Here is a 26443-nt window from a genome sequence, read left to right on the forward strand (position 1 = left end):
TCACTTATTAAAAATGCCGCTACTCAAAGCGCTTGATAGTAATTTTGACGTGATATCAACAATCGGTATCACCCTCTCATAGGCCATACGGGTTGGGCCAATCACTCCCAAGGTACCAACAATCCTGCCATCCACACTGTACGGTGCTGTGATCACTGCCATGTCTTCCATGGGCACCAACTCACTTTCACCACCAATGAATACTTGAACACCTTCAGCTCGAGAAGACACATCCAATAACTGAAGCAATTCAGTTTTCTCTTCAAACATGCCAAACAACTGCTTCAACTTGACCATGTCAGAAGAAAGATCACCAACGTTCAACAAACGTCTCTCGCCAGAGATGATCATGTTTGAATCAGGCTTGGCATTTTCTGCGCCCACTTTTAAAGCAGCTTCCATCAAAGATGAGATGCCTGAGCGGATACCCTCTAACTCTTGACGCAATTTCTCTTTAACCGCAAAAAAACTCAGCCCCGCAAATTGACTGTTCAAATAATTACTGGCCTCAATCAATTCTGAAGGGCCGTAATCTCGCTCAGTCAGAATGATTCTGTTTTGAACGTCACCCTCAGGCGTCACCAGAATTAAAAGCACGCGCTTCTCTGACAATCTCAAGAACTCTACTTGCTTGAAAACTTCTGAACGCCTTGGGGTCATGACCACCCCAGCAAAATTAGATAAATTTGATAAAACTTGGGCCGCTGCCGCCACCACTCTTTGTGGAGCATCTGCCTGAATAGCATCTTGCGCTTCATGAGCCATGATTTCTTCAACTGGCTTCACGGTGAGCATCGTATCGACAAAGAGTCGATAACCCTTAGGCGTTGGGATGCGACCGGCAGAGGTGTGCGGACTGGCCACAAAACCCATCTCCTCTAAATCAGCCATGACATTGCGAATCGTCGCAGCCGATAGATCCAAACCTGAAAATTTAGACAAAGCGCGAGAGCCAACGGGCTGGCCGTCGGCGATATAGTGCTCAATCAGGGTTTTTAGTAGGCTTTTTGAACGGTCATCCATCATTTATCAATTGTAGGGCTATTGGGGCTATGGTTTAATCATCAACATGTCAAATCTTAAGACAAAAAGCGCTCAGAGACATTTTAAAAAAATCGCCTTGGTAGGCAAATACCAGGCAGATGGCTTTGCGCACATGCTTTTGAACCTCGCCAACATCCTTAAAAACTTGGGATGCGAGGTCTTTTTAGAGGCAGAAACAGCCCAAAACACAACGATTACTCAAATTTCGAGTGTTGCTGCCAAAGACTTTCAATCGAATATTGACTTGGTGATTGTTCTGGGTGGTGATGGCACCATGCTTGGCATCGCAAGACAAATTGCAGGTCAAGACGTTCCTTTGATAGGTATCAATATGGGAACGCTTGGTTACATGACTGACATTCCTCTTCAAGATGTTGAATTGGTTTTAACTGAAATGCTCAAAGGTCACTATGAGTCTGACAATCGTTATCTGCTTGAAGCAGAGGTTTACAGAAATGATCAGATCATTGGTACGGGTTCAGCCTTGAATGATGTTGTTGTGAATCGTTCTGGTATCTCGGGCATGCTTGAGCTCACTGTTCGCGTGAACGGTCAGTTCATGTACAACCAACGGTCGGATGGTTTGATTGTGGCGACACCAACTGGTTCAACTGCCTATGCAATGTCTGCAGGCGGTCCGATCCTTCATCCTTCAGTTGCAGGGGTGGTGTTGGCGCCGATTGCGCCTCATGCCCTATCCAATCGCCCCATTGTTTTGCCCAGCGATTCATTGATTGAGATTGAATTGGTTGGCGGCAAAGATGTCAGCGTTAACTTTGACATGCAATCGCTGACCCGACTTCAAGTGGGCGATCAGATTAAAATCAAACAATCTCAAAAAACAATCACGCTGCTTCATCCAATTGATCACAGCGATTACAGAGCTCTTCGACAGAAGCTGCACTGGAACGAACACCCCTCTTCTTTCTAACCATGTTACGTAGCTTATATATTCGCGACTTTGTGATTGTCGATGAACTAGACATCGACTTGGAAAGTGGCTTCACAGTTTTAACTGGCGAGACTGGCGCAGGTAAATCTATATTGCTCGACGCCCTTTCGCTGGCAATGGGTGAGAGAGCAGACCCAAGCCAAATCAGAGAAGGAAAAAATCGTGCGGAGATATCTGCCATTTTTTCTTTGAATGATCCTCTTAAAAAAACCATTTCTTCATGGCTAGAGTCACAAGAATTTTCTGCCGAAGACGATGGCGCAACCATCATTCTCAAAAGAGTGATTGATACCACAGGGCGCAGCAAGGCTTTTATCAATGGTGGCACAGCCACCCTGAGTCAACTCAAAGAACTCTCAAGCTTCTTGGTTGACATCCATGGACAGCACGCACATCAATTACTCCTTAAGTCTGGCGCCCAAAGAGATCTTTTAGACAACCAAGCCAATCTTGATGGACTGGTTGCAGAGGTCAAACAACTCTATCAAGCCTGGCAAACAGCCAAGAAGCAACTAGAGCTTGCAAAGAACGCTGGTGAGAACTTACAAAAAGAGCAAGAGCGTTTGGCTTGGCAGCTTGAAGAATTAGATGCGCTGGCACCACAAGCTGGTGAGTGGGCAGAGATTGAGCAAGACCATGCGCGCTTAGCGAATGCAGCCAAACTCATTGAGGGCTCTCAAAACGCCATACAAGCGCTCCAAGATCAAGAAGGCAATGCAGAAGAATTGCTCTCGAAAGCATTTCATGAGATTGCCGATCTAGCAAAGCTTGACAGCAACTTAGAAGATGCAAAAATCGCCATTGAATCTGCGCAAATACAAATTGGCGAAGCAAGTCACAGCCTGAATCGCTATTTACAAAAAATAGATGTCGATCCTGAGCGCCTAGCCACCGTTGAAGAACGACTCAAGGCACTGCACAGCGCTGCTAAAAAATTCAAAGTGATGCCGAACGATCTCCCAGAAAAATGGGCAGAGATTCAAGAGCAAGTCACTGCCATTAAAAACTCACAAGACTTGGGTGCTCTTGAGCAAAATCTCAGCAAAACTTTGGCAGCCTATTCAAAGAGTGCCAAAAAGTTAAGCCAAGAAAGAATCGCAGCAGCAAAAACATTAGAAACACTGGTCACCGCAGCCATGCAAGATTTGGCCATGGCTGGCGGAGTGTTTGCAATCCAAATTGAAGGGCTTGAAGAAGGCAATGCTCATGGTTTAGAGCAAGTTGAATTCTTGGTCGCGGGGCATCCTGGCGCAACACCCAAGCAGCTGGCAAAAGTAGCTTCTGGTGGTGAGTTGGCTCGAATCAGTTTGGCCATCAGCGTGATCACTTCTGAAGCAAGCCAAATCCCCACTTTGATTTTTGACGAAGTAGATTCTGGAATTGGTGGCGCAGTTGCTGAAACAGTGGGTAAGCGCTTAAAAGAATTGGGGCAAGCACATCAAGTCTTGTGTGTCACCCACTTGCCTCAAGTAGCCGCAGAGGGACATCAACACTGGAAAGTTGCCAAGCAAAGCCAAGATAACGTGACCATTTCAAGCATGCAAATCTTGAGCAGGCAAGAGCGTGTTGAAGAAATTGCAAGAATGCTTGGTGGCGCAGAAATCACAGACACCACCAGACGTCACGCCCGAGAGCTACTAGGTAAGTAAAACTTTTTCCCAAAGCTTCTTAACGCAATCTCGCGACTCAACCAAAGCGGCATCCATCTCATCCTGAGACACCCTGGTCTTATCAGCGCCATCCAATCTGATGCGATGCTGGTATTCACGATAAAGCCGATAAGCATTCGCAGCCTGCAATGCTTGCTCGCTTGGAATCAAACCTTCTTCGCTGGCGAGAGATAACAAAGCAATATTCCCCAAGTTACCCAAAAGTATTGGATGACCCACACTGAAACGCAACACCAAATATTGCACAATGAATTCAATATCAACCATGCCACCGCTGTCATGCTTGATATCAAATAAGCCTGAGTCATTCGGGTGGCCTTCACTGACTTTTTGACGCATGTCTAGAATTTCTTGCTTGAGCAAAGCTTCATTTCTTTCTTGCGCCAACACTTCAGATCTGATTTTTTCAAACTTCTCACCAATCGCAATATCACCAGCACAAAAACGAGCGCGCGTTAAAGCTTGATGCTCCCAAAGCCAGGCGGAGTTATCTCCCTCTCGCAATTGATAACGTCTGAATGAGTCAATACTGGTCACCAACAATCCAGCTGCACCATTCGGTCTTAAACGAGTGTCGATTTCAAAAAGAATACCGGCTGAAGTTGATGCAGTGAGCCAAGCAATCAAACGTCTTGCATAGAAAGCATAAATTTCGCCCGCATTTTGATCAGACTCTGGAGCATCGTATAAAAACACGATGTCCAAATCTGATGCGTATCCCAACTCTTTGCCGCCTAGCTTGCCATAAGCAATCACTGCAAAGGCAGGTGGGGTCACTTCGTTTAATTGGAACTTTTTCGCCACCATTGGCCAAACTCTTTCCAGAGTTAAACCAAGAATCAAATCAGCCAAGGCGGAAAGTCGATCACTCACTTTTTCAATCGGTAATGGTTCATTTCGTCCAATGCCCAATTCTGCTAACAACGTCAGAAATGTCTCAGTGTGGTGAACTTGCCTCAAAATATCCATGGCTTGCTCAGCTTGGTCACCATTGTCCATGGCGTCGTCTAACAAAATATTGATGTCCGCTTTGAGCTTCGCCCAATAAACCGCAGGATGATCTTCTGGAGTGTATTGACCTTGACCAGTCAAAAGATCGTCCAACAAATGCGGGTGCTTGATCAGATAGTCAGTTCCCCACTTAGAGGCAGAAATTAATGCGATGAGCCTACTCAGAATATGAGGGTACTCACTCAACAGGGCAAGATACGATGATCGCCTAGAAATTGAATCTAGCAAATTCATCATTCTCACCATGACCTCATCAGATCTTGATAATCCCCAGTCTTGCTGTTCGACATAACTCGCCGCTGCAGACATCAATTGCGTGAACTTTCTTCTGGATGAGTCTGATAAAGAGCGCCAGCGCGCACTCCCCCACCACTCACTCCATTTTTCAGTCAAAGCAGAATAGTCGGCGGGTGGCGACCATACCGCAAGATTGACCCCCTCTGAATCAACCTCTGCTTGATGCTTTTTCAATACGAAGGCATTAGCGAATAATGTCGCGACATTATTTCTGTGTTCGGCCAATTGCTTTTTAAATTCATCCAAGCTCGCATGCCCCATCGCAACACCAAGCCTTTGTTGCGAAGCGTCATCCCCTGGAAGATGGTGTGTTTGAGCATCCTCCCAATATTGCAAGCGGTGCTCTAATTTTCTGAGGTAGAGATAGGCATTGGTGAGTTGATCAAGCTCTACCTGTCCAATTAACTGGCGCTCAAACACAGCTTTTAAAACTTCTAAGGTGGGGCGAATCCTCAACCCTGGATCTTGACCGCCTCGCACCAGTTGAAACATTTGGGCCATGAATTCAATTTCACGAATCCCGCCACGCCCCAACTTCACATCCGCCGCTCTTTCTGGGTGTAACAGGCTCCGCTTTTCAGCTTCTTGCTGAATTTGTCCATGCAGCTCTCTGATCGCTGCAATCACCCCAAAATCAAGGTAGCGCCTGTAGACAAACGGCCTGACCAAATCTTGTAGGCCTTTTTGGCAACGTTCATAGGCTGGCATGTCAGGCAAGGGGTAAATCATGCGCCCCTTGATCCAGGCGTATCTCTCCCATTCACGCCCTTGAACACAGAAGTACTCCTCCAGCATCCCTAAGCTACACACCAAAGGACCGGAATCGCCATTGGGTCTTAAACGCATATCGACTCTGAATATAAAACCCTCAGACCTTAATTCGCTCAACAAGGCAATCAGACGCTTGCCAACACGGGTGTACCACTCTTGATGAGAAATACTTTTTGAGCCGCCTTGGGTTTCACCATCTTCTTCGTACAAAAAGACCAAATCAATGTCTGATGAAACATTGAGCTCACGCCCGCCTAATTTGCCCATGCCAACAATCAACATGGGCGAGTAATCACCCTGCTGGTTCAAGGGCTCACCCACCGTGGGCTTGATGTCTTGACGAATGGCTTCTATAGCCACTGCAGTGACCTTTTCAGCAAAGCAACTCATGGCTTGAGTGACTTCTTGCACATCAGCTGTGCCATTAAAATCTCGGGCAGCGATCAGCAACATAAACTTTTGGCGCGCTAGACGTAAATTAGCAGCCAAATCATCAATACTTTGAGCATGATCTGGCTCAGTTGGCATTGCTGCCTTGAGCAAACCTTCAATCACAGCTTCACTCACAGGGCTGGCGGCCATTTCTCCAATTTCTGAGGACCATTCTGGGCGGGCAGTTAGCCAACGCACAGCATAGGCTGAATGATCCAAAAGAGTAGAAAGTTTAGGGTGAATTGTTGTCATAGGTATCATGTTATCGCTATCAATACCTGCTCGGCTACAGCATAATTATAAAAATGTCATGGTTACCCAAATTCAACCCTCTGGAAAGCATCCGTAAACTTCAAGTTCACGAGAATAGTCTTGCCATTTGGAAAAAAAGAGCCCAATGGCTTCTTTTGTTGAGTGCACTACTTTTCATTGCAGCCCATGCTTTGACTCGCTTTTATCTTTGGCCACAAGTTGAAAAAAATAAGGCTTCATTTGAACAGGCGATCAGTCAAACACTGGGCGTCAATTTAAAAATTGAAAATATTGAAACCAGTTGGGATTTTCTTTGGCCAGCATTCAAAGTTGACAATATCAAGCTTTATGAACTTGGCGAATCCAACACACCCAAACTAAGCATCCCTCAAGTAACCGGAAAGTTATCCTGGGAAACTCTTTGGAAATTAGAGCCTCACTTTCATGATCTGAGCTTTGATGATGCCTTGATTCAGATACAACGTGATTCAAAAGGTAACTGGAATATTGCAGGCATCAAGTTAGATCAATCAACGGCTGGTTATAAATTTGGTAATTGGTTATTTGAGCAAGACAGTCTTGAAGTTAAAAACGCCAAAATTAATTGGTTAGATCAACGCTTTCAAAGTAGTCAATATTCAATAGACATTGAATCTCTTACATTAAAAAATTCTTGGTTCAAACACACCATTGATTTAAACCTCAAAACGCCATGGAATGCCAATACAGCATCCATCAAAGCTGACTTCAGACACAGCTTTTTGGGCAATGCAGGCAACTGGAAAAACTGGATCGGCAGACTTGAATGGCAAATCAATGAACTGAACCTCGCCAAGATCAACCAATTATTTGACAGCCCCGTTGACGTTATTTCTGGTCAGGTTAACTCTCAAGGACATACCTATATTGACAGTGGCGCATTAGATGGCGGCCTAACAAAACTTGCGGCGCAGAATCTTCACATTGAATGGCCACGCCTAGGTGCTCCACTCAAGATCGCAAGAGTAGATACAGAACTAAAACAAACAACCTCCGGCAAAAGAATGTCTATCAGCGCGCCATTGCTCAAATGGCAAGTGACTGACAAGTCCCCATCAAAAGAATTAAATGGCATCAGCGTGTACTGGGATATGGCAGCTAATATTGATGCCATCATTCATGCGGGAGTTAAAGCCGATGAAATTGATATCAATCTTGTTGAGCAACTGGCAAAGCAATTCCCACTACCCAAAGACATCACTGAATTCATCAAGCAATACCAACCTTCAGGGATATTGAAAAATCTAGATGCAAATTGGCATGCAGAGGCGAGCAAGCTACCGTTCAATATAAAAATTCCAGGCTTCAATCAATCTCACTACAAACTTTCATTTAATTTTGAAAATGCCTATCTCAAGCCAGAGAAACAAGGTCTTCTTTCAATCGCCAATTTAACAGGTAGGCTCTACGCAACCGAACTTGGTGGCGAGCTCATCCTTGATAGCGAAGACACATTCATCACCCTTCCCCAAATTTTAGAAAACGACAACCTTGCGCTAGACTTGATCGAAGGAAAAGTTAAATGGCTTAAAAAAGATGCTGGCTTGGAATATCAAATCAGTAAGCTCAAACTAAAAAATGATTCGGTAAATTTGATTTTTGATGCAAATTACAAATCAAAAACCGCTAAAACACCCGCTGATCTCTATATCAAAGCAGATATCCAAGAAGCCCAAGTTAAGAACTTGACCAGGTACTTCCCCTTGGAGATGTCTAAGAGCGCAAGAACTTATTTGAATGCAGCTCTCAAAGAAGGTCGTGTTCGCAATGGTCAAATCCATATTCACGGAGATCCACTGCACATCCCATTTGACACAAAGTTTCCGGGCATCTTTGAGCTCAACTTACCAATTGAACAAGTGCAATACTCGCCAGCACCCGCTAACGACAAGAAACAAGGGCAATGGTCAGACTTTTCAGATGTGCATGGCACTGTTTTATTCAAAGGCCCGAAACTTCAGCTTGATTTAAAAAGCGCTTCTTTTGAAAGCGTTCAATTGAGTGATATTCAAGGCGTGATTGAAAACATCGTCAGCCCAACGGCAACATTAAAAATCAACGGTGTGGCTAAAGGATCCAGTCAAGAGTTACTCAAGTACTACGTTGATAGCCCTTCTGGAAAAAGCATAGAGGCGGCCAGTAAAAAAATTGAGATCTCTGGCAATGCTCAATTAAAAATTAATATTGATATGCCCCTTAATGACACCAAGAAAACCAAATTACAAGGTGAAGTGAAGCTTGATCGAAATCAAGCCAAAATCAATCAAAAGCTCGATGTGCAAGAAATAACTGGCGACATTTTGTTTTCTGAAGAAAACATCCTTGGTCGTAACTTAAGAGCTCAATTACTGGGCGGAGAAGTTTTGATTGATAACGCCAGCAAATTACCATGGCAATCATCATCAGAAATGAAAGTGTCTGGCAAGGTTGATATCAATCAATTGATCGAGGCATTGAATACTTCAGACTCGTCTGAAATCAAGAAAATTCAAGCCCAGTTAAATGGCTTGGTTGCTTATGATGGCAAACTGGCCGTTCGCTCCCAAGGCTATCTTTTAGACTTAGGCCTCAAGCTCGACCAACTCAACTCTCTATTCCCTGCCCCATTCAATAAAAAATCTGGTCAGGCACTCACCGGTCAATTTAATTTAAGTAATTTAAGTGAGAGCTCAGATAAGGCGACCTCAGGCCAGTTCAAAGTTGGCAAACTCATAGATGCAAAGTTTGTTTTCGGTGACAAGCAAAAATTACGTCTTGGCGTTGGCATCAACACCCCTGGTTACGTGCCTCAAAAAGGTTTTTCAAGCACGATTGTTTTGGATCAGCTAGATGTATCAGTTTGGCAAGGTTGGCTGGATAAAAACTTCCCAGAATCACCAAAAAAGGCGAGCGCCAATGCTGCACCAAGCTCAGATTTTGATGTTGATACTGTTTCAGCGAACATTAAAAATCTAAAGCTCGCTGATAAGTCATTCAAAAACGTCGCAATACAAGCCACTCACGATAAAGAACAGTGGCATGCCAGCATTCAATCGCCGGTTGCTAAGGGTCTGGTGCAATGGAAATCAGCCCGAGCAGGTTTCCCTCAAGGAAAGCTAACTGCACGCCTCCAGCAGTTGGTGATTGAGAATACCGAGTCTGGCGATACCGTTACCAAGAGTGTCAACAAACGCATTCAAAAAATTCCGGCTTTAGATATTCAATCTGATGAGCTTATTTTTAATAATAAGTCTTATGGGCAAATGGAACTAATTGCCAGCAATGATAAAAATGACTGGAAAATTGAAAAGTTATCTTTAAAAACGGCTGATGCCCAAATTAATGCAACTGGCAAATGGACACTTCCGAAAGAAACCAAACAATTGAATGCCGGCAAAACAGAATTGAATTTTGAGTTAGACATCAACAATGCCGGCAAACTTTTATCTAAATTAGGCTTCCCCAAGGCAATTGATGATGGATCAGGAAAGCTGGTGGGGCAAATTCATTGGGAGAATGCTCCCTACAGCTTTGACATCAAATCTTTGAATGCGGAACTATCTTTAGATTTAATCAAGGGAACGATTTTGCAAGTTGATCCAGGTGTTGCAAGATTGCTAGGTGTTCTTAGCTTTCAAGGCTTAACTAGAATTGCGACACTGGATATTGGTGGCGTACTCAAACCAATTGTTAGCAAGGGAACTCCTTTTGACAGAATCACTTCAACAGGCTCTATTAATAATGGCATTGCCAACATCAAAGATTTGAGCATGCGCGGACCCCAAGGAAATATTCGCTTAACTGGCAAAGCAGATTTACTTCAAGAAAATCAAGACATCCGAGTAACCGTTGTTCCCAACTTCAATGCGGGCTCTGCTTCCTTGGCCTACACTTTCATCAACCCAATCATTGGTTTAAGCACCATGGTCGGTCAATATTTAATTGCGGATGAAGTCAGCAAGCTATTTCAATTAGATTATCTTGTTCAAGGCACTTGGGCAGACCCTCAAATCATTGCACTTGATAACAAGGGCAAACCATTGGATGAAAAACAATTAAAAGAGATCAGGGATAAATCCTTACTCAAGCAACAAACTCCCACCAAAAAGTAGATCAGAGTTAATATCAAGTTAATGAATCCCAATCAATTAACTGTTGCCGCAATTCAAATGACTTCGACTGATTCTGTTGAAGAAAATTTACAAACGGCCGATCAATTAATCCAAGCGGCAAAAAAAGCCGGCGCCGACGTCATGGTCTTGCCAGAGTATTTCTGTTTGATGGGGCACACAGATCAAGACAAAGTGACCATCAAAGAAAATTTTGGTCAGGGTCGCATGCAAGACTCCCTGAGTTTGATGGCCAAGCAACATCAAATTCACCTGATTGCCGGAACAATTCCTCTGAGCACTCAAAACAAGCACCAAGTTAAAAATACCAGCTTGGTTTTTGGCCCTGCTGGTGAAGTTATCAGTAGATACGACAAGATTCACTTGTTTGGCTTTAAACAAGGCGACGAGGAATATCAAGAATCAAAAACCATTGAACCAGGTTCATTGCCTTGTAGTTTCAGTATTCAAAAGAATGGCGTTGATTGGAAATTTGGCGTCACCATTTGCTACGACATTCGCTTCCCTGAGTTGTACAGACAAATTGGTCCGGTTGACTGCCACATTGTTTCAGCCGCTTTTACCCACACCACTGGCAAAGCGCATTGGGAAATCCTCCTTCGAGCCAGGGCCATTGAAAATCAATCCTATCTTTTAGCCAGTGCTCAAAGTGGGCAACACACCAATGGTCGTAGCACTTGGGGGCAAAGCATGCTGATCGATCCTTGGGGTGACATTCAATCGGAGCTAAAAGAAGGCGCAGGGTTTACCTTGGGTATTTTGGATAAAAGCAGAATTGATGAAATTCGAGCAAAATTACCTTCACTACAACATCGCACCATTTAAAGAAAATAATGAATTCAACTCTTGCACTAGAAAATTCCCTTCATCTTAGTCGAGCTGATGCTTTAAATATTGCAAAAGAAATTCTTTTGGCCCCAGCGGGTATTTCGGAACAAGATCTTCAAAAGACTCTTGCGCACATGTACACCCATCAATTAGATGATGCTGATTTGTATTTTCAAAGAACTCACAATGAATCTTGGAGTCTTGAAGAAGGCATAGTTAAATCAGGCAGCTTTAGCATTGATCAAGGTGTTGGCGTTCGCGCAGTCAGTCATGACAAAACAGCATTCGCTTACTCTGATGAGATCAGCGCTTTGGCATTAAGAAACGCTGCAGAAGCAACGCGCGTGATCGGCGCTCAACAAAAGAGCACTTATATCAGTCCCAAATGGAAAACACCGGCAACCCATGCTCTGTATCAATCATTCAATCCATTAGATAGTCTGGATGCCAAAGCAAAAATTGCCATCCTTGAAGACATTGAGCGCAAGGCCAAAGCCAAAGATCCTCGCATTGTGCAAGTGATGGCGGGACTTGCCGGCGAATTTGATGTTGTGTTGGTGGCACGCGCAAACGGTGTTTTAGCAGCCGATATACGTCCGCTGGTGCGCATTTCAATCACAGTGATTGCAGAACAAAATGGTCGTCGCGAAATGGGCTCATCAGGCGGTGGCGGTCGATTTGATTATCACTTTTTTGTCAAAGATAAGATTGATCACTGGATCAATGAAGCGGTTCGCTCCGCTCTCGTCAATCTTGAATCTCGACCTGCACCAGCAGGCCCCATGACGGTTGTTTTAGGTCCAGGTTGGCCAGGCGTATTGCTGCACGAAGCCATCGGTCATGGCCTTGAAGGTGACTTCAATCGCAAAGGTTCCTCAGCATTCTCAGGAAAGATCGGGCAACGGGTGGCTGCCAAAGGTGTCACTGTTGTGGATGACGGCACCATTCCAGGCAGACGCGGCTCTTTATCTGTTGATGATGAAGGCACCCCTACTCAATGCACCACTTTGATTGAAGATGGCATTCTTAAAGGTTACATACAAGACAGTCTCAACGCTCGCCTAATGAAGATGCCAACAACTGGTAATGCCAGACGCGAAAGCTATGCATCTTTACCCATGCCTCGCATGACCAACACTTATATGTTGGGCGGTAAAGAAGACCCCCAAGAAATCATTAGCAGCATTAAAAAAGGTCTCTATGCGGCCAATTTTGGTGGCGGGCAAGTTGATATCACCAGCGGCAAGTTTGTGTTTTCAGCTTCTGAGGCCTATTGGGTTGAAAACGGCAAAATTTTGTACCCCGTCAAAGGTGCCACCATAATCGGCAACGGTCCTGAGTCACTCAAAGAGATCAGCATGATTGGCAATGACATGGACTTGGACAGCGGCATTGGCGTTTGCGGCAAAGAAGGTCAAAGTGTGCCCGTTGGCGTTGGTCAGCCTACTCTGCGGATTGACAATATGACAGTTGGTGGAACTGCTTAATCACTAAAACAAATAAAACTGTGCTACATTAACCCCCATGTCTGCAAATAAATTTTATTTCTTTTACTTTTGGTTCTCAGCCCAAGGCGGTCGAGAGGCAGAAATTCAAGCATAAATTTCCAGCACTCAAAATAACCGCCGACACTAACGGCGGTTTTTTTTTACAGATTTAAGAATGACGGTAATAGAAAAAGGAGTTAATGAAATGGTTGATAAATCTCTCAGCACAAGAGATAGCTGGTATGCCAGCATTGATAAAACGTCAGAGACTGATGATGCCCGCATTCAAAACATCACGGTGCTACCACCGCCAGAGCATCTCATTCGCTTCTTTCCTATTCAGGGAACATCTGTTGAGAAGTTGATCAGCAAAACCAGAAAGAAGATTCGCGACATCATGCACGGCAAAGATGACCGTCTTTTGGTGATCATCGGGCCTTGCTCTATTCATGATCCAAGTGCAGCGATTGCTTATGCGCATAAATTATTAGAGCAACGCAAAAAATACGAAGGCGAATTAGAAATCGTGATGCGCGTTTATTTTGAAAAGCCTCGCACAACGGTGGGTTGGAAAGGTCTGATCAATGATCCATACCTTGATGAAAGCTACCGCATTGATGAAGGCTTGAGAATCGCTCGTCACCTATTGATTGAAATCAACCGAATGGGTATGCCTGCTGGCAGCGAATTCTTGGATGTGATCTCTCCACAATACATCGGTGACCTTATTTCTTGGGGTGCCATTGGCGCCAGAACCACAGAAAGCCAAATTCACCGTGAACTTGCTTCTGGTATCTCAGCACCGATTGGCTTTAAAAATGGCACTGATGGCAACATCAAAATTGCTACTGATGCGATTCAATCAGCCAGTCGTCCACACCACTTCTTGTCAGTTCATAAAAATGGTCAGGTGGCGATTGTTGAAACAAAAGGTAATGGCGATTGTCACGTCATTCTTCGCGGCGGTAAAACCACGAACTACGATGAGGCAAGTGTCGCTAAAGCTTGTAGTGAACTTGAAGTGGCCAAATTACCAGCTTCATTGATGGTTGACTGCTCTCACGCTAACTCAAGCAAGCAGCATGAGCGTCAGATTGAAGTAGCCAAAGACATTGCTGGTCAATTGGCCAAAGGCTCAAAACAAGTATTTGGTGTGATGGTGGAAAGTCATCTATTTGCTGGAGCACAAAAATTCACCCCCGGCAAAGACAATCCTCAAGAACTCAAGTATGCAACCAGCATCACTGATGCATGCATTGGTTGGGATGACTCTTTGGATGTACTAGAGATTCTTGCAGAAGGCGTTAAAAAGCGTCGTAAGAAGTGATCTGACAGTTAACTAACTCAGCATTTAGCTAAGTTAGTCATTCAGTAAGCAATCAAGACCCTTCGGGGTCTTTTTTGTGATTCCACAAAACATCAGTACCACCTGCAGCACGATTTAATACACGAGCCAAAACAAACAATAAATCTGAAAGTCTGTTGACGTACTGACGGGGTGAATCATGAATAGGCTCATGACGACCCAACTTCACGATTGAACGCTCAGCTCTTCTGCAAACTGTTCTACACACATGAGCTTGGGCTGCTGCACGCGTGCCGCCAGGAAGAATAAATTCCTCTAAGCGGGGCAAGCTGGCATTGTAATTTTCAAGCCAAATATCTAACTGAGCAACTTGCTCTTCTTTGAGCAAAGTGTAGTTAGGGATGCATAACTCTCCGCCCAAATCAAATAAATCGTGTTGGACTCTAGAAAATAATTCTCGTAATTCAGAAGCGATGACCTGAGGAATATCTTCAGTGATCAAGACCCCAATTTCTGAATTTAATTCATCAACATCGCCCATGGCGCAGATTCTGAGATGGTCTTTATCAACGCGTTGGCCATCACCTAAACCGGTGGTGCCAGCATCGCCTGTGCGTGTTGCAATTTGTGTCAATCTTTTACCCATATGACTGATTATAGGGAAATGGCTAGAATAGAGCTAAACCACCAAAAATAGAGACATATGAATACCGTAAACGAGAACTCTGAGGCTTTCATCAAAGCCCGCCAAGCCCACCTGGTAAAGGCTCTAAAGCCTCATCTACCTGAGCACGCACTGTTATGGGAGCCTGAAGACACAATTCCTTATGAATGCGATGGTTTGGCGGCTTATCGCCAAATGCCTTTAGCGGTTGCCCTTCCAGAAAACGAAGCCCAAGCCGTTGAAGTCATCAAGGTTTGTAAAGAATTGCAGGTGCCAATCGTCCCAAGGGGGGCAGGAACCGGTCTCTCAGGTGGTGCGATGCCAATTTCTCAAGGTTTGGTGCTGTCATTGGCGAAACTCAAGAAAATCGTCCACGTCGATCCTATTGCTAGAACTGCCGTAGTACAACCTGGCGTTAGAAATTTAGCGATTTCTGAGGCCGTTGCAAAACATGGTTTGTATTACGCCCCTGATCCATCCTCTCAAATTGCCTGTTCAATTGGCGGTAATGTTAGCGAGAATTCTGGTGGTGTGCATTGCTTAAAGTATGGTTTGACACTACATAACATCCTCAAGGTGCGCGGTATTTTGATGAGTGGTGAGGTGGTTGAATTTGGCAGTCTAGCGCCAGATGCACCTGGATTAGACTTGATTTCAATCTTGGTGGGTAGCGAAGGCATGCTAGCCGTGATCACAGAGGTGACGGTGAAATTAGTTCCTAAACCTCAATTGGCACAGGTCATCATGGCCAGTTTCGATGACGTAGAAAAAGGCGGTAACGCGGTTGCAGCGATTATTGCAGCAGGCATCATTCCCGCAGGTCTAGAAATGATGGATCAAGCCGCCACGCGTGCTGTCGAAGAATTTGTTCATGCTGGTTACGACATCAATGCCGCTGCAATTTTGTTGTGTGAATCTGATGGCACACCTGAAGAAGTGGCAGAAGAAATTGAACGCATGACGGCTGTTTTAAAAAATAGTGGTGCCATCCGTCTTCAAGTGTCACAAAGTGAAGCTGAGCGCCTGAAGTTTTGGAGCGGCAGAAAAAATGCTTTCCCAGCCGCCGGCAGAATTTCAGCTGACTACTACTGCATGGATGGAACCATTCCACGTCAACACATTGCCACTTTGCTAAAACGCATTCAGGAAATGGAAAAGAAATACCAATTAGGCTGCATGAACGTGTTCCACGCAGGCGATGGCAATATGCATCCACTCATCATGTTCAACGGCGCAGATGAAGCTGAATGGCATCGCGCTGAAGCATTCGGCAGTGACATTTTAAGAACCTGTGTTGAGCTTGGCGGAACCATCACTGGTGAACACGGCGTAGGCATTGAGAAGATCAATGAGATGTGTGTTCAGTTCAGTGACTCAGAGCGCGAACTTTTCTGGAGAGTGAAAGCGGCTTTTGATCCAGATAAATTATTGAATCCTGATAAAGCAATCCCAACACTCAATCGCTGTGCTGAATACGGTCGCATGCGCGTCACTGGAGGGGTGTTACCTCACCCAGAATTGGAGCGCTTCTAAATGAGTGATCAGTTATTAAAAGGATTTGCAGAGCAAATCCAAGGCGCAGTTCAAGCCAAACAATTGTTGCGCATCACAGGCTCAGGATCTAAGGATTGGTTAGGCGGTGAGCTCAAAGGCACACCCCTCTCAACCAAAGATTATCAGGGCGTGATGAGTTATCAGCCAGATGAATTAGTCATCACAGTCAAGGCTGGCACATCAGTCAAAGAAGTTGAATCAATCCTTGCAGAAAAGAACCAGCAATTCTCATTTGAATCTCCACACTTTGGCGCTAATGCAACCATTGGTGGCATGGTTGGTGCTGGCTTGGCAGGCCCTGGTCGGGTGAGTGCTGGCAATCTCAGAGATTTTGTTTTGGGCGCAAAAATCATGGATGGGCAAGCTCAAATCATGAACTTCGGCGGCACCGTCATGAAAAACGTGGCCGGCTATGATGTCTCAAGATTAATGCCAGGTTCATTCGGCACTTTGGGACTACTGCTGGATGTATCCATCAAAGTGTTGCCAAAGCCAGCGGCAAGTGCCACGGTTGCAACGCAAATTACTCAAGCTGAAGCGATTCAGCTAATGAACTTATTGGCCAGTCAACCTTGGCCTTTGAGCGCATCTTGCTGGCAAGGTGATGGCTCAGGCACTTTGCACCTACGATTAAGTGGTGCCAAAGCAGCTGTTCAATCTGCCATCCAAACTTTTGGTCAAAAATACGGCATGAAAGTTATTGATGAAGATCAGGCCACTATTTTTTGGAATGATTTAAAAGAACAAAAAAATACTTGGTTCAATGAATCAAGCGAATCACCACTGTGGCGCTTCGCAGTTGCATCAACATCCGAGCCATTAGATTTACCTGGCACCACCTTGCTTGAATGGCATGGTGGACAGCGTTGGTGGAAAGGTCAGCTGGATGCAGAAAGCGCCAAGAAGATTGCTTTCAGAGCCAACGGGCATGCGAGCATTTTTAGAGCCAGCAATAAAAACCAAGCGATGCTCAGTTCACTAAAAGATAACCCTTTAACAAGTCCCTTGGCAATCATTCAAGATCGTCTACTAAAAGCATTCGATCCACATGGCGTTTTTGCAACTGGAAGATTGGCCTGATATGCAAACAGAATTAGCTCCTCAATTTATAGGCACCCCTGATGGCACGATGGTTCAAAGTATTTTGAGCAAATGCGTGCATTGTGGTTTTTGTACAGCAACCTGCCCCACCTATCAGCTACTGGGTGATGAATTAGATGGTCCACGTGGACGTATTTATTTGATCAAACAAATCGCTGAAGGCAAGCAAGCCACTGAAAAAACCAGAGAACACTTGGATCGCTGCTTGACCTGCCGCAACTGCGAAAGCACCTGTCCTAGTGGCGTTGACTATGGCCACTTGATTGATATTGGTCGTAAATGGGCTGAAGAACAAACCAATCCAAGACCATTCATGGAAAGAATGCTTCGCAAAGCCTTGGCCAATGGCTTAACAAACAAAACTCTGTTTGATAACGCGATGCGCATCGGAAGAATTGTGCGCCCTCTCATGCCAGCAGCCATCAAGCAAAAAATTCCTCAAGGAAAAAATCCTGGCACAAGACCTGCGGCCAACTTAAATAAAACCAAAATGTTGATCTTGGAAGGTTGTGTTCAACCGGGCATGCTGCCCAATATCAATAACGCAAGCTTCAGGGTGATGTCTCACTTGGGCGTTGATGTTTTAGCAGCCCCTAAAGCTGGTTGTTGTGGCGCTCTGAAATACCATTTGAACGAACAAGAAGCTGGCTTGAATGATATGCGTCGCAATATTGACGCATGGTGGCCATACATTGAAGGAACTGCTCCTGAATGCCAAGGAGAGAAGGTTCAGGCCATCTTGATGAACGCCTCAGGCTGCGGCGTCACCATCAAAGAATATGGTCACATCCTAAAAGACGACCCCATCTACGCCAAAAAAGCTCAAGTCATCTCAGACCTCTGCAAAGACTTGGTCGAAGTTTTACCTCAGTATCTTGAAAAGCTTCAAGGTTTGGTTGGCGATCGAGCAAAACAAGAAGGTGTGATTTTCCATCCACCTTGCACTTTGCAGCATGGTCAGAAAATCAAAGGCCAGTTAGAAGGCATGCTTGGAAAACTTGGTATCAGCATCAATACATGCGAAGACAGCCATTTATGTTGTGGATCAGCTGGTACTTATTCGATTTTGCAAGCGGATCTATCGAAACAATTAAAAGAGCAAAAACTGAATAATCTTCAGCAAGCCGTCAATGAGCATCAAGCGCAAAGAATTGTTTCTGCCAACGTTGGCTGTATCACGCATTTACAAAATGAAACAACACCTGTTGAACATTGGATTGAACTGATTGATTCTCTCATCGAGAAGAACATGGGACATGTCAGCACTTCAAAATAATTTAAATGCCATCAAAGAGCGCATCCATCAAGCTGCCATCGCTTGTGGACGCTCTGCGCAAGACATTAAGTTACTAGCGGTCTCTAAGACATTTCCAGCAGAAGATGTCAGGGATGCTCACTCTCTTGGTCAAACATGCTTTGGTGAAAACTATGTTCAAGAAGGTGTTGCCAAAGTATTAGAACTAAAAGATTTGCGCTCAAGCCTTGAGTGGCACTTTATCGGCCCGATTCAAAGTAACAAATCGAAAGATGTGGCAGAAAACTTTGACTGGGTGCACAGCATTGATCGCATCAAAATTGCGCAACGCTTAAATGATCAGAGACCCTCTCATTTGCCGCCATTAGAAGTTTGCGTGCAAGTGAACATCAGTGGCGAAGCATCCAAGAGTGGTATTGGGCCAGACGAGCTTTTAGATATCTGCCAAAAAATATCAGCCATGCCCCATCTGCACCTAAGAGGCCTCATGAGTATTCCAGAGCCCACAGATGATGTGCAATCTCAAAGAAAGTCTCACCAACAATTACGTGAGCTTTTAAGTCAGTTACAGAAATCCACTGCACTGGATCATCAAAAGATCCAGTTAGATACTTTATCTATGGGCATGTCTTCAGATATTGAAGCAGCGATTGCAGAAGGTAGTACGATGGTGCGTGTTGGCACAGCAATTTTCGGCAAAAGAACATATTTATGACTTCATTAGCAAATTTAAAAATCGGCTTTATTGGTGGCGGAAACATGGCCAGCGCTTTGATTGGTGGTCTGATCAATCAGGGGGCTTTGGCAAAAAATATGTTTGTCGCTGATCCATTTGATCAAACGCGCCAGCGCCTTGAAAGAGACCTCTCCATCATCTGTGCCGCTTCAGTTGATAAGCTAGCACCACACATTGAAAACTGTGATGTTCTTGTGATGGCTGTTAAGCCGCAACAATTTAAAGAAGCAGCTACTGAGTTAGCACTTGTGCTGAAATCGATCACAAGCAAACCTCTTTGCTTGAGCGTGGCTGCCGGAATTAAAACAGCTGATATGGCCAAGTGGCTTGGTCACCAAAGAATCATCCGTGCCATGCCCAACACGCCCGCCCTGATTGGCGAGGGCATGACTGGCTTATTTGCAGATAGCAATATCAGCGCTACAGATAAATCACTAGCGAGCTCCATTTGTGAAGCCGTGGGCAAGATTGTTTGGGTGGATTCTGAAAAACAAATGGACGACATCACCGCGGTATCTGGCAGTGGTCCAGCCTATGTATTTGCCTTCTTGGAATCTCTTGAAAAAGCGGCGATTGCACAAGGTCTCTCACAAGAGCAAGCCCGTCTGTTAGCAATACAAACCTTGCAGGGGGCCGCCAAGCTTGCAGCTCAATCTTCAGAGTCACCAGCAACTCTCAGAGAGCGTGTGACCTCAAAGGGCGGCACCACCTATGCGGCACTCACTGTTCTTGAGCAAGAATCTTGGGCCAACATCATGATGAAAGCGGTTGCAGCCGCCAGCGATCGCAGTGAAGCCATGGGCGAAGAATTCAGTAAGCAGTAGTTTGGAGTTTTGCTGTTTTTAAATGCTAATAGGCAAAGGCGATGGCCAAAAACAGGCTCATGCCAAACCAATTGTTTCTTCTAAATGCCAAAAAGCATTTTTCTTTTTGACGATCTTTGATCAGTTGGAAATAATAAATAGCCAGCAAAAAGGCCAATCCTAAAAAGATCCAAAAGATTGTAGGGAATGCCAACAACCATCCAAGCACAGCAAAGCTAAGAAGGCAGATGCCGTAGCAAATGCAAATGGCCAAAACATCAAACCGCCCAAATGTGATGGCAGACGTCTTGATACCCAACTTCACATCATCATCCCGATCAACCATGGCATAGGCGGTATCGTAAGCAATCGCCCAAGCGATGTTTGCAAGCACCAGCAACCATGCGTGAGCAGGTATCTCGTTCAAAACGGCCGCAAAGGCCATGGGGATACCGAACGAAAAAGCAATGCCCAAAATGGCTTGAGGGATTGAGAAAAATCGTTTAGTGAAAGGATAAACAATTGCAATGGCTACTGCGGGAACAGATAGAAGTTTTGTGAAGGTGTTGAGTGGCAAAATCAAGATGAACGCCACAATCGCAAGCATTGCCGCAATGATCAAGGCTTCTACGGGCTTGACCCTTCCTGCAGTGATGGGGCGATCTTGGGTTCTTGAAACATGCTTATCAAAGTCTTTGTCAGCATAATCATTGATGGCACAACCAGCGCTTCTCATCAAAAAGCAACCCAAAACAAAAATAATCAGATGGGATGCTTTTGGCTGACCAATCGATGCAATCCATAAACCCCATAAAGTTGGCCACAAGACCAATAAGGTGCCAATCGGTTTATCAAATCGAATCAGCGCTAAATAATCAGACAACCTTGAAGACATTACAAGAATTCCACCCCAGTCATACCAGAATTTTTAATGGCATCCGCTAAAGCGTGCATGGCTTTTGTTCTGGCGTAACTTTTACGCCAAGCCAAGACCACGCGACGCTTTGGAATCGGATTGGCAAAAGGAATGTAGCGAATCAAACCATGGCTATTAGCATCATCAGGAATCGATGTGATTGGCATGATGCTGATACCAATACCGCCAGCCACCATCTGCCTGATAGTTTCTAAAGAGGATCCTTCAAAAGTACTGAGCTCTCCATCTTTTTGATTTTTCTGCATGTCAGGACAAATATCTAAAACCTGATCTCTGAAGCAATGCCCTTCGCCCAACAACAATGTTTTTTGTGATTGCAATTCATTATGCTGAATGATGGATAGGGTTTGCCAAGGATGTCCTTGAGGCACCGCGACCATAAAACCTTCTTCATACAAAGGTAAAACCTCAAGACCACTTTGTGAAAATGTATCAGCCATGATCGCAGCATCAATATCACCTTGCTTTAAAAGCTCTAAAAGCTTTGAGGTGAAATTTTCTTGAAGGTACAAAGGCATCTGCGGTAAAGCTTCACGAGATTTAGCAATCAACTTTGGCAACAAATAAGGCGCAATCGTGTAGATGGTTCCTAGACGCACAGGCCCTGAAAGAGGATCTTGACCATGTTGAGCCAGGTGCTTGATGACCTGAGCATCATCTAAAACCTTTTGGGCCTGATGAATGATTGTCTGGCCCAAGGCAGTGATGGCTAGTTCAGAACCAGAACGCTCAAAAATTTGGACATTGAGTTCGTCTTCTAACTTTTTGATCGCAACTGACAAGGTCGGCTGAGACACAAAACAGGCCTCAGCTGCTCGGCCAAAGTGGCGCTCTCTTGCAACGGCAACGATATATCTAAGTTCTGTGAGTGTCATACAGAGAGGATATCAAGCTTTTAGGTATTCAGCACGATTACCCAACCAACGCAATAAATGTTCCTGGGCAATATCGGGATGACTGATGAGAAGTTGCTTGGCCAACTCTTGAGTTTTTTCAATCAGCCAAGATTCTTTTTGTAAATCGATGAATCGCAACATCGCATCACCCGATTGCTTTGAGCCTAGCAATTCACCCGGTCCGCGCAAAGCCAAATCTCGCTCAGCAATCACAAAACCATCTTGCGTCTCTTTAAGGGTCTGCAAACGCTCTTTTGCTGCCATTGATAGCTCTGGACCATACAGCAAGATACACACCGACTCTGCTGAGCCTCGTCCGACTCGACCTCTTAATTGATGAAGCTGCGAGTAACCGAATCTTTCCGCATGCTCAATGATCATCAATGAGGCATTGGGCACATCAACCCCCACCTCAATCACCGTTGTGGCCACCAATACCTGAATGTCTCCCGCTGCAAATGCTTGCATCACTGCATTTTTTTCAGCTCCCTTTAAGCGACCATGCACCAAACCAATCGATACCCCAGGCAAAGCCTCTTGCAGTGCCGCGTGAGTCTCCACGGCTGTTTTTAGCTGCAAGACCTCAGACTCTTCAATCAAAGGGCACACCCAATAAACTTGGCGCCCTTTATTTAACTCAGACACCAAACCCAAGACCAACTCTTGGCGACGCTCATTTTTAACTAATTTGGTGACAATCGGAGTTCTACCAGGTGGCAATTCATTGATGACAGACACCTCTAGGTCAGCATAAAAAGTCATCGCCAAAGTTCTTGGTATCGGCGTTGCGGACATCATCAACTGATGACAATCAACTTCCACGTCATCAATCTTTTGCTGCAAACGCAAACGCTGCTTGACCCCAAATCGGTGTTGCTCATCAATCACTGCAAACCCAAGCCTTGCGAACTCAACTCCTTCTTGAATCAATGCATGCGTACCAATCACCAACTGCGCTTGACCATTCGAGATCAGCTCCTGAGCCTCTCTTTTTTCTTTGGCTTTCAAAGAGCCCGTTAACCAGGCGATCTTCACACCCAAAGGCTCAAGCCAATTTTTTAATTTGCGGTAGTGTTGCTCTGCGAGTATTTCTGTTGGCGCCATGATCGCTGCTTGATAGCCATGATCAATGCAATGAAGGGCCGCCAAAGTAGCAACCACTGTTTTACCGCTACCAACATCACCCTGTAAAAGCCGGTTCATTGGATATGACTCGCCCAAGTCTTTCAGAATACCCAGCCATGATTGCTGCTGAGCATTGGTCAATTGAAAAGGCAATTGCTTTAAGAAATTCTCCAGCACGCCACCCTTGATGGCCTGCTGACTCATGCGCACAGCTTGGCGTGCCAGACGCTTTTCACGAGCCTGCAAAAGAGATAACTGCTGAGCCAACAACTCTTCTATCTGAACACGCCTCCAAGCTGGATGATGACGATCCTGAATCGCTGCCAAATCATCGGATTTGCCTGGCTGGTGCAAAGTATTTAAAGCATCCCACAAACTTGGAATGCTCAAACCTACAAAAGTACTTGTCATGACTTCTCTGGGCAAAAGATCTTTTAAATGTGACTGCAATTCATCATCTTTAAACGCTTTGCTGATGGCCTGACGAATCACGTGCTGACCAACCCCTGCTACGGTTGAATACACCGGCGTCAAGGTGGTTGGTAATGGCGCATCAGGGCTCACTGCTTTAACTCCTGGATGGACCATCTCGGGGCCATAAAAACCATCCCTGATTTCACCGCGTACCCTCAAATTAACCCCAACAGCCATTTGCTTTTGTTGGCTGGGATAGAAATTCAACCATCTCAGGAATAACTCATCCCCATGCTCATCCCTGATGACAACCAATAATTGCCTTCTGGGACGAAACAAAACCTCTTGCTTGATCACAACCCCTTGCACCTGAAAGGTCAATCCACCAAAAGTGCCAACAGCCTGCCCAATGGTTGATAATTTGGTTTCGTCCTCATAACGAATCGGTAGATGCAAAACGCAGTCCAAGCTGGAATGTAATCCTAGCTTTTCTAATGAGGGTGAACTGGCTTTTTTGGTCATTGATAAAATCTTTATATTCCCATGGTACAGCGATGCGTCTTTCAGACTTTAATTACAACCTGCCGCCTGAGTTAATTGCTCAACACCCACTACCCAACAGAACGGCTAGCAGATTACTCGTCTTGGAAAATCATGTCACAGACGTTGTCATCAAAGATCAACAATTCACTGATTTGATCGATCTATTAAATCCCAATGACTTATTGGTATTCAATGATACAAAAGTTATCCCAGCTCGTTTGTTTGGCAAAAAAGAATCTGGTGGTGCTGTTGAAGTATTTCTTGAGCGAATCACTGGTGAAACCACAGCAGTTGCGCAAATAAGGGCATCAAAATCACCAAAACCCGGAAACAAAATTATCTTGGGTAGCGATGAAGAGCCCTTTGAAATAGAAATCATTGGACGTCCTGATGATTCAGACAATCGCTTCTATGAAATTAAATTCTCATCCCCATGTTTATCTTTACTAGAAAAACATGGGCAACTGCCACTACCACCCTACATCACCCATGAAGCCAATGCTGATGATTTGGAGCGCTATCAAACCGTTGTGGCCAAGAACCCTGGGGCCGTGGCTGCGCCAACAGCAGGCCTGCATTTCGATCAAGCAACTTTAGACAAGATCATGGCCAAAGGAGTCAACTACACCACCTTGACCCTTCATGTCGGAGCGGGAACATTCACGCCAGTGAGAACAGAAGATTTGTCTGAACACAAAATGCACAGCGAATGGTTTTCGATTCCCGCAGAAACTCAGGAGCTCATCAAAAAAACCAAGTTGGCGGGAGGTAAAGTGATTGCCGTGGGCACCACCAGTCTTAGAGCCCTTGAGTCATCAGCTGCTTTTAACATTCAAGAGGGTGAAACTAAGTTATTCATCACCCCTGGATATGAATTCAAAGTGATTGATCAATTGATCACCAACTTTCATTTACCCTGTTCAACTTTGCTCATGTTAGTCAGTGCTTTTGCTGGGGTAGAGCCCATCAGAAAAGCTTATGATCATGCTATTCAACAACAATATCGCTTCTTCAGCTATGGCGACGCCATGTTACTCACACGTCAATGAATTCATTTAACTTCAAACTTCTTAAAAAAGATCCGCGAACACACGCCCGCCGAGGTGAGCTAACCCTCACACATGGCAAAGTTCAAACTCCTATTTTTATGCCAGTAGGAACTTACGGCACTGTCAAAGGAATGACGCCTAGAGACCTCGAGGAAGCAGCTGCGCAAATCGTGCTTGGCAACACTTTTCATTTATGGCTCAGACCAGGTCTTGATGTGATCGGCAAGCATCATGGCTTGCATGATTTCATGGGTTGGAAAAAGCCCATTCTGACGGACTCTGGTGGTTTTCAAGTATTTAGTTTGGGTGCTTTGAGAAAAATCACCGAAGAGGGTGTTGCCTTTGCATCACCGGTGAACGGAGATAAGTTATTCATGTCTCCCGAGATATCGATGGATATTCAAGCAGTCTTAAACAGTGATATTGCGATGCAATTTGATGAGTGCACCCCTTACGAAACCAATGGCATCACCACCGATGAAAAAACCGCGAAGAACTCATTAGAGCTGTCTTTGAGATGGGGTGAGCGTTCTATACGCAGATTCAGAGAACTCAATACAGGCAACGCTTTATTCGGAATCGTGCAAGGCGGTATGTTTGAGCATCTAAGGGATGTCTCTTTGGATGGAGTTGCCAATCAAGATTTTGACGGTATTGCCATTGGTGGCTTGTCAGTAGGAGAGCCAAAACCAGAATTTGAAAGAATTCTGAGTCACATTGGGCCCAAGTTACCTGAAAACAAACCTCATTATTTGATGGGCGTTGGCACACCTGAAGATTTGGTTCTTGGTGTGAGCCAAGGCATTGATATGTTTGATTGCGTGATGCCGACCAGAAACGCTAGAAATGGCTGGTTATTCACACGATTTGGTGACTTAAAGCTCAGAAATGCGGCCTTTAAAGACGATACACGTCCTTTAGATGCAAGCTGTGGTTGCTACACCTGCCGCAACTTTTCAAGGGCGTATTTGCACCATTTGCAAAAAACCAATGAGATCCTTGGGGCGCAACTCAACACGATTCACAACATTCACTATTACATCAATCTGATGAGTGAAATTAGGCAGTCCTTAGACGAGGATCTATTCCCTGAATTTATTAAGGAATTTCATAAAAACAGAGCTTTAGGCGTCCTTGAGACTACAGGGTAAAATCAGACTTTCTACTT

General features: G+C 44.9%; 19 protein-coding genes. 13 read left to right on the plus strand and 6 right to left on the minus strand.

Annotation, left to right across the window (positions count from 1 at the left end; translation table 11 throughout):
• Positions 1 to 1026, minus strand: a complete 1026-nt coding sequence (hrcA, locus tag AOC33_RS00690; protein WP_219349889.1) for a heat-inducible transcriptional repressor HrcA — start codon at positions 1024 to 1026, stop codon at positions 1 to 3.
• A 43-nt stretch (positions 1027 to 1069) separates the two neighbouring features.
• Here hrcA and AOC33_RS00695 point away from each other — a divergent pair, with 43 nt between their 5' ends.
• On the plus strand, positions 1070 to 1975 hold the full coding sequence (locus AOC33_RS00695; protein ID WP_089514690.1) for an NAD kinase: 906 nt from the start codon (positions 1070 to 1072) through the stop codon (positions 1973 to 1975).
• A 2-nt stretch (positions 1976 to 1977) separates the two neighbouring features.
• Positions 1978 to 3645: a DNA repair protein RecN gene (gene recN, locus AOC33_RS00700; protein WP_089514691.1), complete on the plus strand. Its 1668-nt coding sequence runs from the start codon at positions 1978 to 1980 to the stop codon at positions 3643 to 3645.
• Here the strand turns inward: recN and glnE are convergent.
• Positions 3634 to 6429 carry a bifunctional [glutamate--ammonia ligase]-adenylyl-L-tyrosine phosphorylase/[glutamate--ammonia-ligase] adenylyltransferase gene (glnE, locus tag AOC33_RS00705; RefSeq protein WP_089514692.1) on the minus strand — a complete coding sequence of 932 codons (2796 nt, stop codon included), beginning with the start codon at positions 6427 to 6429 and terminating at the stop codon, positions 3634 to 3636. The genes recN and glnE overlap by 12 nt on opposite strands.
• 53 nt (positions 6430 to 6482) lie before the next feature.
• On the opposite strand from glnE, the gene AOC33_RS00710 reads away from it, so the two are divergent.
• From AOC33_RS00710 to AOC33_RS00725, 4 genes are all read left to right on the plus strand, one after another.
• Positions 6483 to 10559 carry a YhdP family protein gene (locus AOC33_RS00710; RefSeq protein WP_089514693.1) on the plus strand — a complete coding sequence of 1359 codons (4077 nt, stop codon included), beginning with the start codon at positions 6483 to 6485 and terminating at the stop codon, positions 10557 to 10559.
• A 21-nt stretch (positions 10560 to 10580) separates the two neighbouring features.
• On the plus strand, positions 10581 to 11402 hold the full coding sequence (locus AOC33_RS00715; protein ID WP_089514694.1) for a carbon-nitrogen hydrolase family protein: 822 nt from the start codon (positions 10581 to 10583) through the stop codon (positions 11400 to 11402).
• Positions 11403 to 11410: 8 nt separating this feature from the next.
• Complete coding sequence (tldD, locus tag AOC33_RS00720) at positions 11411 to 12892, plus strand: metalloprotease TldD (protein ID WP_089514695.1); 1482 nt, start codon at positions 11411 to 11413, stop codon at positions 12890 to 12892.
• Positions 12893 to 13097: 205 nt separating this feature from the next.
• Positions 13098 to 14219, plus strand: a complete 1122-nt coding sequence (locus AOC33_RS00725) for a 3-deoxy-7-phosphoheptulonate synthase (protein WP_089514696.1) — start codon at positions 13098 to 13100, stop codon at positions 14217 to 14219.
• Positions 14220 to 14271: 52 nt separating this feature from the next.
• Here AOC33_RS00725 and AOC33_RS00730 read toward each other — a convergent pair whose 3' ends face one another.
• A complete protein-coding gene (locus AOC33_RS00730) occupies positions 14272 to 14844 on the minus strand; it encodes a cob(I)yrinic acid a,c-diamide adenosyltransferase (protein WP_089514697.1) in 573 nt (190 codons plus the stop codon).
• 57 nt (positions 14845 to 14901) lie between these two features.
• Between AOC33_RS00730 and AOC33_RS00735 the strand changes: the two genes are divergently transcribed.
• From AOC33_RS00735 to proC, 5 genes are read left to right on the plus strand one after another with little or no spacing between them, the layout of a single operon-like run.
• Positions 14902 to 16395: an FAD-linked oxidase C-terminal domain-containing protein gene (locus AOC33_RS00735; RefSeq protein WP_089514698.1), complete on the plus strand. Its 1494-nt coding sequence runs from the start codon at positions 14902 to 14904 to the stop codon at positions 16393 to 16395.
• Complete coding sequence (gene glcE, locus AOC33_RS00740) at positions 16396 to 17496, plus strand: glycolate oxidase subunit GlcE (RefSeq protein WP_089514699.1); 1101 nt, start codon at positions 16396 to 16398, stop codon at positions 17494 to 17496.
• A 1-nt stretch (position 17497) separates the two neighbouring features.
• Positions 17498 to 18793, plus strand: coding sequence for a glycolate oxidase subunit GlcF (gene glcF, locus AOC33_RS00745; protein ID WP_089515546.1), 1296 nt, complete (start codon positions 17498 to 17500; stop codon positions 18791 to 18793).
• Positions 18774 to 19487, plus strand: a complete 714-nt coding sequence (locus AOC33_RS00750) for a YggS family pyridoxal phosphate-dependent enzyme (protein ID WP_089514700.1) — start codon at positions 18774 to 18776, stop codon at positions 19485 to 19487. Before glcF ends, AOC33_RS00750 begins: the two co-directional genes overlap by 20 nt.
• A complete protein-coding gene (gene proC, locus AOC33_RS00755) occupies positions 19484 to 20332 on the plus strand; it encodes a pyrroline-5-carboxylate reductase (protein WP_089514701.1) in 849 nt (282 codons plus the stop codon). Before AOC33_RS00750 ends, proC begins: the two co-directional genes overlap by 4 nt.
• A 25-nt stretch (positions 20333 to 20357) precedes the next feature.
• Here proC and ubiA read toward each other — a convergent pair whose 3' ends face one another.
• Genes ubiA through recG form a run of 3 tightly spaced genes read right to left on the minus strand, consistent with a single transcriptional unit; the run spans position 20358 to position 24250 of the window.
• Positions 20358 to 21206: a 4-hydroxybenzoate octaprenyltransferase gene (gene ubiA / locus AOC33_RS00760; protein WP_089514702.1), complete on the minus strand. Its 849-nt coding sequence runs from the start codon at positions 21204 to 21206 to the stop codon at positions 20358 to 20360.
• Positions 21206 to 22123 carry a LysR substrate-binding domain-containing protein gene (locus AOC33_RS00765; RefSeq protein ID WP_089514703.1) on the minus strand — a complete coding sequence of 306 codons (918 nt, stop codon included), beginning with the start codon at positions 22121 to 22123 and terminating at the stop codon, positions 21206 to 21208. Before AOC33_RS00765 ends, ubiA begins: the two co-directional genes overlap by 1 nt.
• A 12-nt stretch (positions 22124 to 22135) precedes the next feature.
• Entirely contained in the window at positions 22136 to 24250 is a 2115-nt protein-coding gene (recG, locus tag AOC33_RS00770) for an ATP-dependent DNA helicase RecG (RefSeq protein ID WP_425439816.1), read from the minus strand.
• Here recG and queA point away from each other — a divergent pair.
• Positions 24238 to 25275: a tRNA preQ1(34) S-adenosylmethionine ribosyltransferase-isomerase QueA gene (gene queA / locus AOC33_RS00775; protein WP_089514705.1), complete on the plus strand. Its 1038-nt coding sequence runs from the start codon at positions 24238 to 24240 to the stop codon at positions 25273 to 25275. The two genes, recG and queA, sit on opposite strands and share 13 nt — an antisense overlap.
• Positions 25272 to 26426 carry a tRNA guanosine(34) transglycosylase Tgt gene (tgt, locus tag AOC33_RS00780; RefSeq protein ID WP_089514706.1) on the plus strand — a complete coding sequence of 385 codons (1155 nt, stop codon included), beginning with the start codon at positions 25272 to 25274 and terminating at the stop codon, positions 26424 to 26426. The genes queA and tgt overlap by 4 nt, the downstream gene beginning before the upstream one ends.
• The last annotated feature ends 17 nt before the right edge of the window (positions 26427 to 26443 follow it).

The sequence above is a fragment of the Polynucleobacter cosmopolitanus genome (assembly GCF_002224225.1).
In the GTDB taxonomy this organism is placed as follows: Bacteria; Pseudomonadota; Gammaproteobacteria; order Burkholderiales; family Burkholderiaceae; genus Polynucleobacter; species Polynucleobacter cosmopolitanus.

Bases quoted from the DNA above. Each gene is read 5' to 3' on its own strand.
- glnE (WP_089514692.1), bottom strand. From the start codon at position 6,429: ATGACAACAATTCACCCTAAACTTTCTACTCTTTTGGATCATTCAGCC.
- AOC33_RS00735 (WP_089514698.1), top strand. From the start codon at position 14,902: ATGAATACCGTAAACGAGAACTCTGAGGCTTTCATCAAAGCCCGCCAA.
- queA (WP_089514705.1), top strand. From the start codon at position 24,238: ATGCGTCTTTCAGACTTTAATTACAACCTGCCGCCTGAGTTAATTGCT.
- AOC33_RS00725 (WP_089514696.1), top strand. From the start codon at position 13,098: ATGGTTGATAAATCTCTCAGCACAAGAGATAGCTGGTATGCCAGCATT.
- AOC33_RS00710 (WP_089514693.1), top strand. From the start codon at position 6,483: ATGTCATGGTTACCCAAATTCAACCCTCTGGAAAGCATCCGTAAACTT.
- proC (WP_089514701.1), top strand. From the start codon at position 19,484: ATGACTTCATTAGCAAATTTAAAAATCGGCTTTATTGGTGGCGGAAAC.
- tldD (WP_089514695.1), top strand. From the start codon at position 11,411: ATGAATTCAACTCTTGCACTAGAAAATTCCCTTCATCTTAGTCGAGCT.
- AOC33_RS00695 (WP_089514690.1), top strand. From the start codon at position 1,070: ATGTCAAATCTTAAGACAAAAAGCGCTCAGAGACATTTTAAAAAAATC.
- tgt (WP_089514706.1), top strand. From the start codon at position 25,272: ATGAATTCATTTAACTTCAAACTTCTTAAAAAAGATCCGCGAACACAC.
- AOC33_RS00715 (WP_089514694.1), top strand. From the start codon at position 10,581: ATGAATCCCAATCAATTAACTGTTGCCGCAATTCAAATGACTTCGACT.
- AOC33_RS00765 (WP_089514703.1), bottom strand. From the start codon at position 22,123: ATGACACTCACAGAACTTAGATATATCGTTGCCGTTGCAAGAGAGCGC.
- AOC33_RS00750 (WP_089514700.1), top strand. From the start codon at position 18,774: ATGTCAGCACTTCAAAATAATTTAAATGCCATCAAAGAGCGCATCCAT.
- glcE (WP_089514699.1), top strand. From the start codon at position 16,396: ATGAGTGATCAGTTATTAAAAGGATTTGCAGAGCAAATCCAAGGCGCA.
- AOC33_RS00730 (WP_089514697.1), bottom strand. From the start codon at position 14,844: ATGGGTAAAAGATTGACACAAATTGCAACACGCACAGGCGATGCTGGC.
- hrcA (WP_219349889.1), bottom strand. From the start codon at position 1,026: ATGATGGATGACCGTTCAAAAAGCCTACTAAAAACCCTGATTGAGCAC.
- ubiA (WP_089514702.1), bottom strand. From the start codon at position 21,206: ATGTCTTCAAGGTTGTCTGATTATTTAGCGCTGATTCGATTTGATAAA.
- glcF (WP_089515546.1), top strand. From the start codon at position 17,498: ATGCAAACAGAATTAGCTCCTCAATTTATAGGCACCCCTGATGGCACG.
- recN (WP_089514691.1), top strand. From the start codon at position 1,978: ATGTTACGTAGCTTATATATTCGCGACTTTGTGATTGTCGATGAACTA.